Origin of the sequence: Mitsuaria sp. CC2 (assembly GCF_048957715.1) — a bacterium.
GTDB lineage: Bacteria > Pseudomonadota > Gammaproteobacteria > Burkholderiales > Burkholderiaceae_C > Roseateles.
The window spans coordinates 86,599-101,015 of sequence record NZ_JARVXN010000038.1; the positions used below are offsets into that span (position 1 = coordinate 86,599).

Here is a 14,417-nt window from a genome sequence, read left to right on the forward strand (position 1 = left end):
CCGACGGTCAGCTTCCCGCGCCCCTCTCACGCCAGGCGCTGGGCGACCGCCCCGTGTGCCGCAGGAAGAAGCGCGTGAAGTACGCCGGATCGGCGAACCCGAGTCCGTCGGCGATCTGCCGCACCATGAAGTTGGTGTAGCCGAGCTCTCGCTTGGCTTCGAGCAGCACGCGCTGGTGCAGGACGGCGAGCGCCGAGCACTGCAGGTGGCGGCGGCACAGGCGGTTCAGTTGCGTCGGCGTGATGCCCAGCGGCTCGGCCAGCGCCGCCACCGGGGGCTGGCGACGGTAGTGGCGCTCCACCTGCTCGCGGTAGCGGGCCAGGTGCTGCAGGGCGCGCCCGTCGCCGGACGTCAGCGCGTGGGAGTTGCCGTTCCCGCTCCCGTGCGGCGCCCCCTCCGACACGCCCAAGCGTGCCGCCTGCGTCGCCAGCAGGGCCACCGCGTGGTCCAGCGCGGGCGCGCGCCACGCCCCGGCGCCCGCATAGTCTTCCCTCAGGCCGTGACCGACGGCGAACAGCGCGCGCGTCACCGTCGCCCCGCGGTCGAGCGCGACCAGCCGCGGCTCGGCCAGGCTGTCCAGCAATTCGGGCAGGTGATCGAGCAACGCCCGCAGCCGGCTCTGGTCCAGCGTGATCACCAGCCCCTCCGTCTCCGGCGCGAAGCGGAAGCCGTGCACCGCCAGCGCCGGCACCCAGACCAGCGCCGGAGCGCGCAGCACGCGTTCCTCCTCGTCCATGCGGACGGTGACGCGGCCGCGTTCGATCAGCAGCAGCTGCACCAGCGCGCCGTGGCGATGCGGCTGGATTTCCCAATTGTGCAAGCGGCTGCGGTCCGCGATGGACTCCAGGTGAAGGCCGTCCAGCGCCGGGGAACGGCCATCTTCGCCGTAGAGCGAATACACCGGCGTCTCCGCCCGGCGGCGGGAGGGTCGACGAAGCACGGAGTCGGCAGCCATGGGTTCGGATTGTGCAAGTCCATGTCGGAGTCGTCCATTCACCGACGCGCGGCGGCCTCATAGGCTAGTGCTCATCGGAGACAACACCGCGGCCTCGCAACAAGGCTCAGCTCGCATGAAGGCTCTACGCACCCAGGTGCTCATCGTCGGCGCCGGACCCTCGGGGCTGCTGCTCGGCCAGCTGCTGCACCGCGCCGGCGTGGATACCGTCGTCGTCGAGCGCCAGAGCGGCGAGCATGTGCTGTCGCGCATCCGCGCCGGCGTGCTCGAACAGGGCACGGCCGATCTCATGGACGACGCCGGCGTCGGCGTGCGCATGCATGCGGAAGGGCTTGTGCACGACGGGTTCGCGCTCACGGTCGACGGCGCGCGGCACCGCATCGACCTGCGTGCGCTCACCGGCGGACGCACGGTGCTGGTCTATGGGCAGACCGAGGTCACGCGCGACCTGATGGGTGCGCGTGCAGCGGCCGACCTGCCCACCTTGTACGAAGCGGCCGATGTCCGCATCGAAGGATTCGACCGCGCGACGCCGCGCGCGCGCTGCACCGTCCATGGCGAGCCGGTCGACATCACCGCCGACTTCATCGCCGGCTGCGACGGCTTCCATGGTGTCTGCCGCGCGAGCGTGCCTTCCGGCGCCATCCAACGCTACGAGAAGGTCTATCCCTTCGGCTGGCTCGGCCTGCTGAGCGACACGCCGCCCGTGTCCGGGGAGCTGATCTACGGCCGGCATGCGCGCGGCTTCAGCCTGTGCAGCATGCGGTCGGCGACGCGCAGCCGCTACTACCTGCAGGTGCCGTCAACCGAGCGGGTCGAGGACTGGAGCGATGCGCGCTTCTGGGACGAACTGCGAGCCCGGCTCGACCCCGAGGCCGCGGAATCGCTCATCACCGGCCCCTCACTGGAGAAGAGCGTGGCGCCGCTGCGGAGCTTCGTCGCCGAGCCGATGCGCTTCGGCCGGCTGTTCCTGGCCGGCGACGCGGCGCACATCGTGCCGCCGACGGGCGCGAAGGGACTCAACCTCGCGGCGTCCGACGTCCGCTACCTGTCGCAGGCGCTGGTCGAGCATTACCGTGACGGCAGCGACGCCGGTCTGGACCGCTACTCCGCGCGCTGCCTCGCCCGCGTGTGGAAGGCAGAGCGCTTTTCGTGGTGGTTGACCGGCCTGATGCACAACTTCGACCAGGAGTCCGCGTTCCAGGCGAAGCTTCAAGCCGCCGAGCTGGACTACGTGCTCAGCTCCGAAGCCGCCCAGCGAGCGCTGGCCGAGAACTACGTCGGTCTCCCGCTGTAGCCCCGGCCATGGACCGGGTCGAGGATCAGTTGTCGATGATGTTGAGGAAATGATCGAGGATCACGAAGTGGTCCTCGAACAGCTGCGACTCCATCGCCGCCAGTTCGTTCCGATGGAACCAGCGCGCCTCCTTGACGTCGTCGCTCCCGACGACCTCGGGCAGCGTGCCCATCTCGCCGAACTTGAAATGGTGCGCCATCGTGATCAACCGCCCGCGCGCGCTGCGCAGCGGATCCTCGAAAGTCTCGACGCCGTGCAGCGCCGCGAGGATGGAAGACGGCAGCAGCGGGAACTGCGTCTCCTCGATCAACTCGCGGATCGCGCACGCGACCAGCTTCTCGCCGCGGTCCAGGTGGCCGCCGGGCACCGCCCAGAGGTCCTCGCCGAACGGCCCCTTGCGCCGCACCAGCAGCACGTGATCGCCCACGGTCACGACCGCATCGCCCGTCATGTAGGCGACCGCCGTGTACTTCTTCCGATAGTTCGCGATCGCGGCGTGCTCCGCCTTGCGCCGACGGTATTCCGGCAGGCGGCTCCAGGCCTGCAGCCACGCCCGCACCGGCGCGCTGACGTAAGGCGTCATCACCGTCAGCGCGGCGTCCGGATCGTCGGCCTCGAAGAACACCTGCCGCATCGCCGTCGCGTCGACATCGGCCAGCCGTTCCACCAGTTGCTGTCGCCAACGCGGGAAGTTGTTGAGGTAGTAGCTCGTGTGGTCCTTCTGATGGCCGACCAGCACGATGTCCGCGTCCTCGCCGGCGATGGCGCGAACGCCCATCGTCACGGCGGCGTTCCAGCGCTGGTCGTCGAAGTAGTCGCGCACCGGCAGCACGTGCAGGCGCTGCTGCTGCGCCGGCGTCAGGCTGGACAGCAGCATCTGCCGGCGTTCCTCATGGACGAAGGGATTGCGCGGATCGCGCGCCTTGTACGAGGAGCCCAGCACCGCGATCACCTCGTCCGCGAGGCCGAAGGCCGCCTGGAACAGCGCCTCCTGCCCCAGGTGCACCAGCTGCCAGCGGCCGACCACGACGGCGACGGTCTTGCGAGTCATGAAGGTCCTTCCGTTTCTCGATGCGATGTTCAGTAGTGCCTCGCCGCGATCGGCAACTGGCGGCCGCTGCCGAAGGCCCGCGCCCGCAGCCGCACGATGGGCGGCGCCTGGCGGCGCTTGTATTCGTTGCGGGCGATCATGCCTTTGATCCGCGCGATCAGCGCCTGACCTTCGTCGCTCCCGCGCAGCGCGGCGACCGCGGCCTCCGCGCCGGCGCGTTCGTCGTCGACCAGGCGCTCGCCCTCGATCAGCACCTTCAGCACCTCGTCCAGGACCTCGTAGGGCGGCAGGCTGTCGGTGTCGCGCTGGTCGGGCGCGAGCTCGGCGCTCGGCGGCTTGTCGAGGATCGCCGCCGGGATGATCTCGCGACCCGCGGTCTCGTTGAGATGTCGGCTCAGCGCGAAGACTTCCGTCTTGTAGAGATCGCCGATCAGCCCCAGCCCGCCGTTGGTGTCGCCGTAGAGCGTGCAGTAGCCGACGGCGATCTCGCTCTTGTTGCCGGTCGTCAGCAGCAGGTGACCCTGCGCATTGGACACGGTCATCAGCAGCGTCCCGCGCACGCGGGCCTGCAGGTTCTCCAGCGCGAGGCCGGACGGCCGCAGCGCCAGCGTGCTCGCCGCCATCGTGTCGCCGATCTGGCGCACGATGTCCTCGATCGGGCAGGTGTCCAGCGGAATGCCGAGCGCATCGCACAGCGCCTTCGAATCGTCGACGCTGCCGGACGACGAGAACCGCGACGGCATCGTGATCGCCGAGACCTTGTCCGCGCCGAGCGCCTCCACCGCGAGCGCCAGGGTCAGCGCGGAGTCGATGCCGCCCGACGAGCCGACGACGACGCGGTCGAAGCCGCAGCGCCGGGCGTAGTCGCGCAGGCCGAGCACGATCTGACGGCGGTAGAACGCCATCGTGTCGAGCCCCGCGCTCGCGGGCGGGGGCGGCAGCGCGCCGCCGTCGCGCGACGAGAAGAGTCCGCGATCGGTCTCGAAGCGCAGCGTGACGACCTGCGACTCGAAGCGCCCGGCCTCGAAGACCACGCCCGGTTCCGGCTCGATCGCGAAGGACGCGCCGTCGTAGACGAGCTGGTCGTGGCCGCCGACCTGGTTCACGAACACCAGCGGCAGGCGATGGCGCCAGCAGGCGGCGCGGAACACGGCATGCCGTTGCTCGCGCTTGCCGACGTTGCTCGGGCTCGCATTGATCGAGACGATCAGGTCCGGCGCGGCGTCGGCCAGGCGCTGGAACGGATTGACCGCATAGTCCTTGCCGTCGTCGTTCCAGCCGTCTTCGCAGATCATGAAACCGACCTGCGTGCCGCCGATGCGCAGCACGCGCGCGACGTCCGGACCGGGCTCGAAGTGGCGGCGTTCGTCGAAGACGTTGTAGGTCGGCAGCAGCTGCTTGTGATAGTCGAGCAGCACTTCGCCGTCGCGGATCACGAGCAGCGAATTGCGGAAGGCCTTGCCCGCGCCGGGATGGCGCGTGGGCGCGCCGACGACCCAGTAGACCGAGTCGACCTCGCGCGTCGCGGCCAGCAGCGCGGTCATCGCCCGGTCCAGGCGCCGGCGGAAGTCCTCGTCGTCGAGCAGGTCGGCCGGGTAGTAGCCGGTCAGCGAGAGTTCGGGGAAGACGACCAGGTCCGCGCCGTCCTGACGCGCCTGCCGCGCGGCGTCCAGATGCAACGCGAGGTTGCCGTCGAGGTCCCCGATCGTCGGGTTGATCTGGGCCAGGGTGATCTTGAGCATGACGTCGCTCCGTTCATTCATGCGGTGCCGACGCGGAACACCTGCCGCAGATAGTCCAGGAAGGTCTGGTCGTCGCAGAGCGTCTTGCCCGGCGCGTCCGAGAGCTTGGCGACCGATTGCCCGTTGCACCGGACCAGCTTCATGACGATGTTGAGCGGCTTGGGACCCAGGTCGTTGCTCAGGTGGGTCCCGATGCCGAAGCCCACCGGCACGCGCCGCGCGAAGTGCGTGTGCAGGCGGAAGGCCTCGTCGCAGTTCAGACCGTCGCTGAACACCAGGCGCTTGGTGAACGGATCGATGCGCAGCGTCGCGTAGTGCGCGAGCGCCTTCTCGCCCCAGACCACCGGATCGCCGCTGTCGTGCCGCAGGCCGTCGAACAGCTTCGCGAAGTACAGGTCGAAGTCGGCGAGGAAGGCGTCCATGCCGATCACGTCGGTGAGCGCGATGCCCAGGTCGCCGCGGTACTCCTGGACCCAGCCTTCCAGCGCGGCCTTCTGCGAGAGGCGCAACTGGACGCCCACCGCCTGGTAGGTCTGCAGGTACTCGTGCGCCATCGTGCCGATGGGAATCAGGCCGTGGCGACGCGCCAGCTCGACGTTGGACGTGCCCTTGAAGACCGAGGGGATCTCGCGCTTCAGCATGGCGACGACCTCGTCATGCCAGTCGCCGGAGAAGCGCCGGCGCAGACCGAAGTCGAAAAACTCGAAGGGATAGGCGTCCTTGCCGAGCGTCCCGGCCACGGCCGCGGCGTAGTCGCGCAGTCGTGCCGTCTTCGCGGCGAGCCGTGCGCGGCCGTCGGCCAGCACCTCGTCCTCGCGGCCCGCGCACAGGCGACGGAAGTACAGTTCGTTCACGATGGCCAGCACGAAGATCTCGAAGCCCATCACGTGGACCTGCGGCCCCTTGGCGACGATCACCAGCTGGCCCGCCTCGGCGTCCTCCCCGGGGCGCGCCTCGATGAAGCGGCGCTGGAATCGGAAGATCCGCAGGAAGTCGATGAAGTCCGACTTCATGAACCGCAGGCCGCCGAGGTAGGCGAGTTCCTCATCGCTGAAGCTCAGCGTGCAGAGATGATCCAGCTCGCGGTTGACCGCGTCGCTGAGCTCGCTCAGCGGGAAGGCCGGGGTGTTGCGGCAGACGAAGCGGTACTCGGCGTCGTTGGCCGGGAACGCGTGCAGCAGGGTCTGCCACATCGTGAACTTGTAGAGGTCGGTCTCCAGCAGCGAACGGATGACAGGCGTGGTGTTCATGACATCGCTCCGATCAGGCCGACAGCAGGCCGAGCGCCTGCGCCGCGGTCATCGTCCGCACGCCGAGCGCGCGGGCGCGGTCGACGAAGGCCGTCGCACCGGCCTCGAAGCCGCCGACGGGGCTCATCGCATCCTCGATCAGCACGATGCGGGACAGCCGCTCGGCGCTCATCTCGCCGAAGAGGTCCTCCGCCGTCGCCGCGACGCAATGGCTGCTGGCCTCGCCGGCGATGAAGGTCAGGCCGGGGAAGCCGACGATGCGGTCGACCAGCGCGCGGTTGGTCTGCGTGCGGGGATCGGAAGCGATGGGCACTTCGGCGCGCACGGCGCTGTACTGCTCGGTCATCGGATTCTGGCCCTTGAGGACCTTCTCCACCGTGCGCAGCCGCGTGGCTTCCCAGCGGCCCAGCGCGGCGGCAAGCTCGCCATGCACGTTGTGGCCCCAGGTGCCGACGACGCAGTGCGTCGGCCAGACCATCAGGATGTACTTCTTCGGGCTGGCCTCCAGGGCATCGAGGTAGGCCAGGACCTGATCTCGCAACGCCGCATCGCGCGGCGCGAAGCGGCCGGCGCGGACGTCCTCGGCCTTGATCTGCGTGAACGGCGAGACCGGCGAGACCGGCGACCCCGGCAGCGGGGCGCCTTCGACGCCCTCTGCGCCGTCAGCACCGGGCTGCTGCCAGAACGCGGGCCGCTCGATCGCGTAGACCGGGTGCGAGTCCAGCGTCACGACGATGTCCGCGATGGCGGCGCCAGCCTGGTCCACCAGCGCGGCCAGGCGCTTCATGTCCGCGTCCGCGCCGGCCACCGGCAGCGTCGCGCCGTCGATGTCGCAGAAGTCGTTCTGCGGGTCGACGATCAGCAGTTGGAGGGGCTGGGGGCGTGGGGTGGTCATGCGAACTCCGATTCCGTCTTTGTCATGTCGTGGCGTCAGCATACCCCACTTCGTGCTTTGTCGCACTAAGTGATCAAGGAACAGTCGCGCGTGATGAAACCAAGTGTTGCCCAAGGCTCCATCGATGCCATTGATTCCAGGATCCGTTCGGAGCCGCTGTTTGACGCGTGGCCAGATCGCCGCTCATAATTCGTGCTTTTCCGCACTAAGAAGAACGATCCCGTGGACTTCCAACGCCCCATCGTCACCGTCGACATCGTGCTGCTGACGCTGCGCGACGGCGTGCTGCAAGCGGGTCTCGCTCAGCGGGAGAAGGCGCCGGCGCCGGGCGCGTGGACGCTTCCGGGCGGCTGGGTGCACACCGACGTGGACCAGGATGCGGACGACGCCGCTGCGCGCATCCTGCGCGAGAAGGCCGGGCTGGTGTCGCCTTACCTGGAACAACTCAAAACCTTCTCGGGGATGCACCGCGATTCGCGCGGGTGGTCGCTGTCGGTCAGCTACTACGCGGTCGTGCCGGCCGATGTCGATCGCGGCGCGGCAGAGAACGCCGACGCGGGGGCCAACGCCGGTGCGGACACCGCGGCCGGCACGGACGCGCGCTTCCGCTGGGCCGCCGTGGACAGCCTGCGTTCCCTGCCCTTCGACCACGCGCATATCCTGCGCACGGCGGTCGAGCGCGTGCGGTCGAAGACCTTGTACTCGTCGCTGCCGGTGCACCTGATGCCGGCGGCGTTCACGCTCGGCGAACTCCAGCGCACCTACGAGCAGGTGCTGGGCGCCGAGCTCGACAAGCGCGGGTTCCGCCGGCGCATCGACGAGCTCGACGTGATCGAGGAGATCCCTGGCGCGTTCACCAGCGGCGGCAGCCATCGGCCGGCGCAACTGTTCCGCAAGAAGCCGCACGCCCCGGCGCTGAAGACGGTGACGAGCAATCTGGCGGTGGGTTGAGGCTTCAGCGCGCGCTCAAGCCCTTGAGCAGCGCCTCGTGGAATTCCTTCGGCGACTCCACTTGCGGCGAGTGGCCCAGCGCGGGGAACTCGACCAGCGACGCGCCGGGAATCATCTTCGCGGTCGAGCGGCCCAGCGTCGCGTAATCGCCGAGCTGCTCGGCGATCTCCTTCGGTGCGCGGACCGCGCCCGGTGCGGTGCGGTCCTTGCCGCCGATCATCAGCAGCGTGCGCACCTTCAGCCGCGGCAGCTCCTGCACCACCGGCTGCGTGAAGATCATCTCGGACGTCTGCGCCTGGTTCCACGCGACCTGCTCTCGCCCCGGTCCCGCGTACTGGCCGGCGGACATGCGCACCCAGCGGTCGTACTCCGGCTTCCACTGGCCGTTGTAATAGAAGCGCAGCTGGTAGGCCTTGATGGTCTCGGCCGTCGTCTTGAGCTCCTGCGCGTAGAGCTGGTCGATCGTCGCGTACGGCACGCCGGCGGCCTGCCAGTCTTCGAGGCCCAGCGGGTTCACGACGACCAGCTGCTCCACCTGCGCCGGATACGCGAGCGCAAAACGCATCGCGAGCATCCCGCCCATCGAATGGCCGATGACGGTCGCCTTCGCGATGCCCAGCGACTGCAGCAAGGCCTGCGTGTTGGCCGCGAGCTGGTTGAAGCTGAACTGGTAGCCGGCGGGCTTGCTCGACGCACAGAAGCCGATCTGGTCCGGCGCGATGACGCGGTAGCCCGCGCCGGTGAGCACGGTGATCGTCTGCTCCCAGGTCGCGCCGCAGAAGTTCTTGCCGTGCAGCAGCACCGCGGTCCGGCCGTTGGGCTGACCGGTCGGGGCGACGTCCATGTAGGCCATCTCCAGCGCCTGCCGCTGCGAGGTGAGCTTGAAGCGCTGCTGCGGATGCGGGTAGTCGAAGCCCTCCAGGCGCGCGCCGTAGGCGGGCGCGTCCTGCGCCGACGGCGCGCTCTTCGTGGGCGGGGCGCTCTGCGCATTCGCGCTGAATGTGCAGAGGGCGAATGCCGCGAGCGCGGCGGCAGACAAGGTCTTCATCACGGGGAACTCCAGTGGCGACGGAACGGCGCGCCGAGGCAGGCAAGTGTCGTTCCCTCTCTCCCCGCGAGCAGCCCTCAGCAGCTTCAACGCTGATCGAGATAGCCGAAGCTGCCGTGATCGCGGATCTCCTCCGCGGCCAGTCGCGCCGCCTTCATCGCATGCCGGAAGAGCGACATCGCCAGACTCACGCGCTTCACGCCGGCCTCGCCGAGCTCGCGCACCGTGAACGATCGCCCTGGAATGCCGGCCATGAAGTTGACCGGCTTCGTCACCGAGACGCAGACCCGGCGCACCGCGTCGAGGTCCGGCAGCAGCGGCGCGAACAGCACATCGGCGCCCGCGCGTTCGAAAGCCTGCAGGCGGCGGATCGTGTCGTCGAGGTCGTTGATGCCGTGGAGGAAGTTCTCCGAGCGCGCCGTGACCACGAAGGGGAACGGCAACACTCGCGCCGCCTCGACCGCAGCGGCCACACGCTCGACGGCGAGATCGAAGTCGAGGATGGGCGCCCCGCCCTCGCTGGACGAATCCTCGATGGAGCCGCCGACTGCGCCCGCCTCCGCGGCGAGGCGGATCGTCAGCGCGCAATCCTCGGGGCGATGTCCGAAGCCGTTGCCCAGGTCGGCGCTCAGCGGCAAGGGCGTGGCGCCAGCGAGCAGCCTGATGTGCGCGAGCGTCTGCTCGCGCGTGAGCTGGCCGTCGCGGCGTCCGACGGCCTCGGCCGCCGCGGCGCTCGACGTCGCCAGCGCGGCGAAGCCCGCCGCTTCCAGCATCCTCGCCGAGGCGATGTCCCACGCGTTCGCGATCACGAAGGGGTCAGGTCTTTCGTGCAAGGCACGCAGCGCGGCGGCCATCGCGGCCAGGGTCTCGACGGTGGGTTCGTCGTGGGTCGACACGGTGCTCATGGCGGCTTCCTCAGTGGGACAGACGACGGATGCTAGGCCGCGCTGCTGCCGCCGTCTGGCAGCAATCGGACCTGTTCCCCACACCCCGCCAATCCCCCCACGCCAAGCCGCTACCTCCAAAAGGGTGGCAACGCCGCCACGGTTTTTCCGGCTCTCCCCTGCGAACGGGGGCGGATCGCGCGGCCTGCGCACCCTCAGCCCCAACCACAATGTTGCGAACCATTCGCATTTGATAACGTGTCGCGTTACGCTGAATGCCCGATCTGCCCCTGCCCCTGCCCCTGCCCCTGCCCCTCTCCCGGTCCCCGGTCCCCGTTCCTCGTCCCCCGGTCCCCACCCCATGTCCCTCCACGCCTTCCGCGCCTCCGCGCCCCGCCTGTCCCTGATCTCCCTGTCCGTCCTGGCGCTGCTGGTGCCGCTCGCGGCCCGCGCGCAGACCGTGCCTGCCGAGACGCCGGCCGCCGATGCGACGTCCTCGACCGCGACCCCTCAGGCGGCCGCAACGGGCGACGGCACGCAGAAGAAGCTGCTGCTGGACGAGGTCGTCGTCACCGGCGTGCGCAAGAAGACCTTCGCGCCGACCACCGTGCGCGTCGGCGCCTTCCGCGACCAGGACCCGCTGGACGTGCCGCTGACCAACAACGTCATGTCGCGCGACCTGCTGGATGCGCAGGCCGCGCAGGGCCTGTTCGACGCGCTGAAGAACACCGCCGGCGTGACCCGCTCGCAGGTCAGCGGCTCCACCTACGACAACCTCTCCATCCGCGGGATCATTGTCGAGAACCGCAGCAACTACCGCCTCAACGGCAACCTGCCCGTCGTCAACCTGATCGACATCCCGCTCGAAAACAAGGAGCAGGTCGAGGTACTGAAGGGCGCCTCGTCGATGTACTACGGCATGGTGCCGCCGTCGGGCATCGTCAACTTCGTGACCAAACGCGCCGGCCCGACGCCGGTGACGTCGATCACGACCACCGTCAACGACCACGGCGGCGCGAAGGTCCACATGGACATCGGCCGGCGCTTCGGCGAAGACGACAGCGTGGGCATCCGCGTCAACGCCGCGACCAGCAAGGAAGAGACCGGCATCGACCGCTACAAGGGCGATCGCGACGTGCTGACACTGGCCGCGGACTGGCGCGCGACGTCCTGGGCCAACTTCAAGCTCGACGTCGAGCACTACCGCAAGAACACCAGCGAGCAGGCCGCCATCCAGCTGCCCGCCGCGGTGAACGGCGTGATCACGCTGCCGAGCGTGCCGGACAACAAGACCAACCTCGCGCCCGAATGGGCCCGCTACGACGCGCAGGCCGACAACGTGCTGCTGCGCGGCGACTTCGCGCTGAGCGACGACTGGGTGCTGAGCATCGAGACCGGCCGCGCCCAGACCGAACGCGACCGCAACAACACGACCTTCATCAACTACAACCCGCAGACCGGCGCCGGCACGGCCAGCGTCAACGTGCTGAAGGGCCAGAAGTACACCAACACGAACCACCGCGTCGAGGCCATCGGCCGCTTCGACACGGTCGGCATCGGCCATGAGCTGACCTTCGGCGCGACCTACAACCGGCGCGAGTCCGCCGGCTGGATGAGCGGCACGGCGACCGCGCCTCAGAACCTGTACGCGCCGGTCGACATCGCGCAGCTGACCCCGACGCTGCGTCAGGCCGGCTTCCCGTCCGAGATCAACGACCGCGGGTTGTACGCGTTCGACCGCATCTCCGTCGGCGAGCAGTGGCAGTTCCTGGCCGGCCTGCGCAAGACGATCTACCGCAGCGAGGCGACCAGCCCCACCGCGCCGGTCAGCGTCTATCGCGCGGACAAGGTCACGCCCAACTTCTCGGTGATGTGGAAGCCGATGAAGGACCTGAGCGTCTACGGCAGCCTGCTGCGCGGTCTGGAAGAGACCGGCACCGCGCCGCTCACCGCCGACAACGCCGGCCAGGTGCTGGCGCCGGCCGTGAGCAAGCAGCGCGAGCTGGGCGTGAAGGCGCGCGTGGGCGAGGTGCTGCTGCAGACGGCGGTGTTCCAGACGGACCGCGCGCTGACGACGACGATCAACCGCGTCTTCCAGGTCGGCGGCGAGGCGCGTTATCGCGGCCTGGAGTTCTCCGCCAGCGGCGAGATCGGGCGCGACTTCGCGATCGTGGCCTCCGCGCTGCTGCTCGATGCCGAGATCACCCGCGTCGGCACCAGCAACGCGGGCGAGCTCGGCCAGTCGCCGGAGAACACGCCGAAGAACACGCTGAGCCTGTTCGGCGAATACCGCGTGCCGGTCGTGCCGGGCCTGTCGCTGAACGCCGGCGTGTACCACTTCGGCAAGCGCGCCGTGAACAACCTCAACCAGGGCTGGGTCGGTGCGTACGAGACGCTGTCGATCGGCGCGCGCTACCAGTTCCGCGTCATGGACAAGGCGGTGAACCTGCAGGCCAACGTCGACAACCTGACCGACAAGGACTACTGGAGCACCGCCGGCAACAATCTGCTGGGCGTCGGCGCGCCGCGCACGGTGCGCCTGACCGCCAAGGTCGACTTCTGATCGCCCGATCGCAGAACCGCGGGAGCAACGAACCATGGCTCTGATGACCGCGCGCCGCGTCTGGATGTGGCTGCACCGCTGGATGGGGCTGACGCTGGGAATGCTGCTCGCCGCGGCGGCGCTGCTCGGTTCGCTGATGACGGTGCTGCGCCCGCTGGACGAGGCCATGCATCCGGAACTGTTCCGTGCGCCGGTGATCGATGTGCGGCCCGGCTTCATCCCGCCGGCCACACCGCTGGAGACGCTGCGCCGCCGCGTGGCCGATGAATTCGGACCCAAGGCGACGATGACGATCCGTCCGCCCCGCGAGGAAGGCGAGTCGCTGCGCGTGGCGGTGCGTTCGCCGTCCTGGGCGGGCACGGTCTACCTGGACCCGGTCGACATCGTCGAGCTCGGCCGGCGCGGCGAGACGGAAGGCGTGGCCAACTTCGTCTTCGAATTGCACAGCGAGCTGCTGCTCGGCGACACCGGCAAGGCGACGCTCGCCTTCACCGCGCTGGCGTATCTCCTGCTGCTGATCACCGGCCTGATCCTGTGGTGGCCGCTGAACGCGGCACAGTGGAAGCACGCCTTCAAGCTGAAGCTGGACAAGGGCACCACGCGCAGCCTGTTCGACCTGCACCGCTTCGCCGGTGCGGTACTGGGCCTGCTGATCGCCGTGACGGTCGCCAGCGGCGCGTGGATGGCCTACCGGCCCATCGGCGGCTGGCTCAACACGCTCGTCGGCGACACGGCACCCAAGCCGCCCAAGATCGAGAAGGCGCAGGGCGAGCGCGTGCCGCTGGACCTGGTCGTCACCGAGGCGCGCATGCGTTGGCCGGGCGCGCAGCTCGGCTTCGTCCAGTTGGGCGCCGCGGACACGCGGCCGGTGCGGCTGCGCTTCAAGCTGGCCGGCGATCCGCATCCGAACGGGCTGTCCTCGATCTGGGCGCATCCGGTCGACGGCCGCGTGCTCAGCCAGCAGCGCTGGGACGACCTCGACCTCGCGGTACGGTCCACCGCATGGATCTATCCGCTGCATGCGGGCGAGCTGTTCGGCCTCGCCAACCGCGCGATCACCGGGGTGCTCGGGCTGGTGCTGTTCGGGATGGGCGTCACCGGCGCATGGTTGTGGTGGAGGCGGCGGCGCTGAGGTGATCGGGCGCTCGGGCGCTCAGCCGTCGAGGTGCTGAGGCAGCCCGCCCCACGTCTCCCTCAGGGCCTGATCAGCTCGTCGATGCAGCGCGCCACCACGTCGCTGCCGGGGTCCGGATCGAAGTAGTGCGTGTGGGCCCCGCCGCCGATGCATATCTCTTTGCGCGGCGGGTCATCGAGCGCAACGGCGCCCGGCTCGTAGAAGGCCGGTTCGCGCTGCGCACCTTCGGGTTTGGGCTGCCAGATCCATCGGCCCACGTAATCGCCTGCGGTGAACACGTTGGTCCACTTGTCCACGCCAAGCTCGCGGAGCTCCGGCCCATCCAGCACCCAGCGATAGAGGTCGGGGAAACGCGCCGCATAGAGCTGGCGCAGCGGGCTGCCGGCGGTGAACAGGTGAACCTCGATCTCTTCCAGCCATTGGCCGAGCACCGCCGCGCGGCTGTCGTCGCCGCGTCGGCCACGGTAGGCCAGGTAGCGCAGCAGGTCGGCCGTGATGACGGTGCCCTGGCTGTGCGAAACGATGACGACACGCGTCACACCTTCCTCCTTCAGATGCTCGAGCAGCGCGACGTAGCGCGCGAAGATGCGCGCCCGCGGGATCGCACCGGCGGCACTCGCAGCATCAGGCGGCTGTAGGTCGCGTC

At 69.3% G+C, this 14,417-nt stretch carries 12 protein-coding genes; 4 read left to right on the forward strand and 8 right to left on the reverse strand.

Annotated features, from left to right (window positions below; all coding sequences use genetic code 11):
* Positions 1-7: 7 nt before the first annotated feature.
* Positions 8-955, reverse strand: coding sequence for a helix-turn-helix domain-containing protein (locus PV762_RS24775; protein ID WP_421037661.1), 948 nt, complete (start codon positions 953-955; stop codon positions 8-10).
* 115 nt (positions 956-1,070) lie between these two features.
* Here PV762_RS24775 and pobA point away from each other — a divergent pair, with 115 nt between their 5' ends.
* Positions 1,071-2,252 (forward strand): 4-hydroxybenzoate 3-monooxygenase, encoded by a 1,182-nt coding sequence (pobA, locus tag PV762_RS24780; RefSeq protein WP_421037662.1) that lies wholly within the window; start codon positions 1,071-1,073, stop codon positions 2,250-2,252.
* Between the two features lie 25 nt (positions 2,253-2,277).
* On the opposite strand, the gene PV762_RS24785 is transcribed toward pobA, so the two are convergent.
* From PV762_RS24785 to PV762_RS24800, 4 genes are read right to left on the reverse strand one after another with little or no spacing between them, the layout of a single operon-like run.
* Positions 2,278-3,303 carry an NUDIX domain-containing protein gene (locus tag PV762_RS24785; RefSeq protein WP_421037663.1) on the reverse strand — a complete coding sequence of 342 codons (1,026 nt, stop codon included), beginning with the start codon at positions 3,301-3,303 and terminating at the stop codon, positions 2,278-2,280.
* 29 nt (positions 3,304-3,332) lie between these two features.
* Complete coding sequence (locus tag PV762_RS24790) at positions 3,333-5,045, reverse strand: NAD+ synthase (protein ID WP_421037664.1); 1,713 nt, start codon at positions 5,043-5,045, stop codon at positions 3,333-3,335.
* Between the two features lie 17 nt (positions 5,046-5,062).
* On the reverse strand, positions 5,063-6,295 hold the full coding sequence (gene pncB, locus PV762_RS24795) for a nicotinate phosphoribosyltransferase (protein ID WP_421037665.1): 1,233 nt from the start codon (positions 6,293-6,295) through the stop codon (positions 5,063-5,065).
* Positions 6,296-6,308: 13 nt separating this feature from the next.
* Positions 6,309-7,190 (reverse strand): cysteine hydrolase, encoded by an 882-nt coding sequence (locus PV762_RS24800; RefSeq protein WP_421037666.1) that lies wholly within the window; start codon positions 7,188-7,190, stop codon positions 6,309-6,311.
* 222 nt (positions 7,191-7,412) lie between these two features.
* Between PV762_RS24800 and PV762_RS24805 the strand changes: the two genes are divergently transcribed.
* Entirely contained in the window at positions 7,413-8,141 is a 729-nt protein-coding gene (locus tag PV762_RS24805) for an NUDIX hydrolase (RefSeq protein WP_421037667.1), read from the forward strand.
* A 4-nt stretch (positions 8,142-8,145) separates the two neighbouring features.
* Here the strand turns inward: PV762_RS24805 and PV762_RS24810 are convergent, their stop codons facing one another.
* Together PV762_RS24810 and PV762_RS24815 are read right to left on the reverse strand one after the other, a co-directional pair.
* On the reverse strand, positions 8,146-9,189 hold the full coding sequence (locus PV762_RS24810; RefSeq protein WP_421037668.1) for an alpha/beta fold hydrolase: 1,044 nt from the start codon (positions 9,187-9,189) through the stop codon (positions 8,146-8,148).
* 86 nt (positions 9,190-9,275) lie between these two features.
* Positions 9,276-10,094, reverse strand: coding sequence for an isocitrate lyase/PEP mutase family protein (locus PV762_RS24815; RefSeq protein WP_421037669.1), 819 nt, complete (start codon positions 10,092-10,094; stop codon positions 9,276-9,278).
* A 340-nt stretch (positions 10,095-10,434) separates the two neighbouring features.
* Here PV762_RS24815 and PV762_RS24820 point away from each other — a divergent pair, with 340 nt between their 5' ends.
* A complete protein-coding gene (locus PV762_RS24820) occupies positions 10,435-12,636 on the forward strand; it encodes a TonB-dependent siderophore receptor (protein WP_421037670.1) in 2,202 nt (733 codons plus the stop codon).
* A 34-nt stretch (positions 12,637-12,670) separates the two neighbouring features.
* A complete protein-coding gene (locus PV762_RS24825) occupies positions 12,671-13,768 on the forward strand; it encodes a PepSY-associated TM helix domain-containing protein (protein WP_421037671.1) in 1,098 nt (365 codons plus the stop codon).
* A gap of 62 nt (positions 13,769-13,830) precedes the next feature.
* Here the strand turns inward: PV762_RS24825 and PV762_RS24830 are convergent, their stop codons facing one another.
* Positions 13,831-14,310 carry a hypothetical protein gene (locus tag PV762_RS24830; protein WP_421037672.1) on the reverse strand — a complete coding sequence of 160 codons (480 nt, stop codon included), beginning with the start codon at positions 14,308-14,310 and terminating at the stop codon, positions 13,831-13,833.
* Between the last annotated feature and the right edge of the window lie 107 nt (positions 14,311-14,417).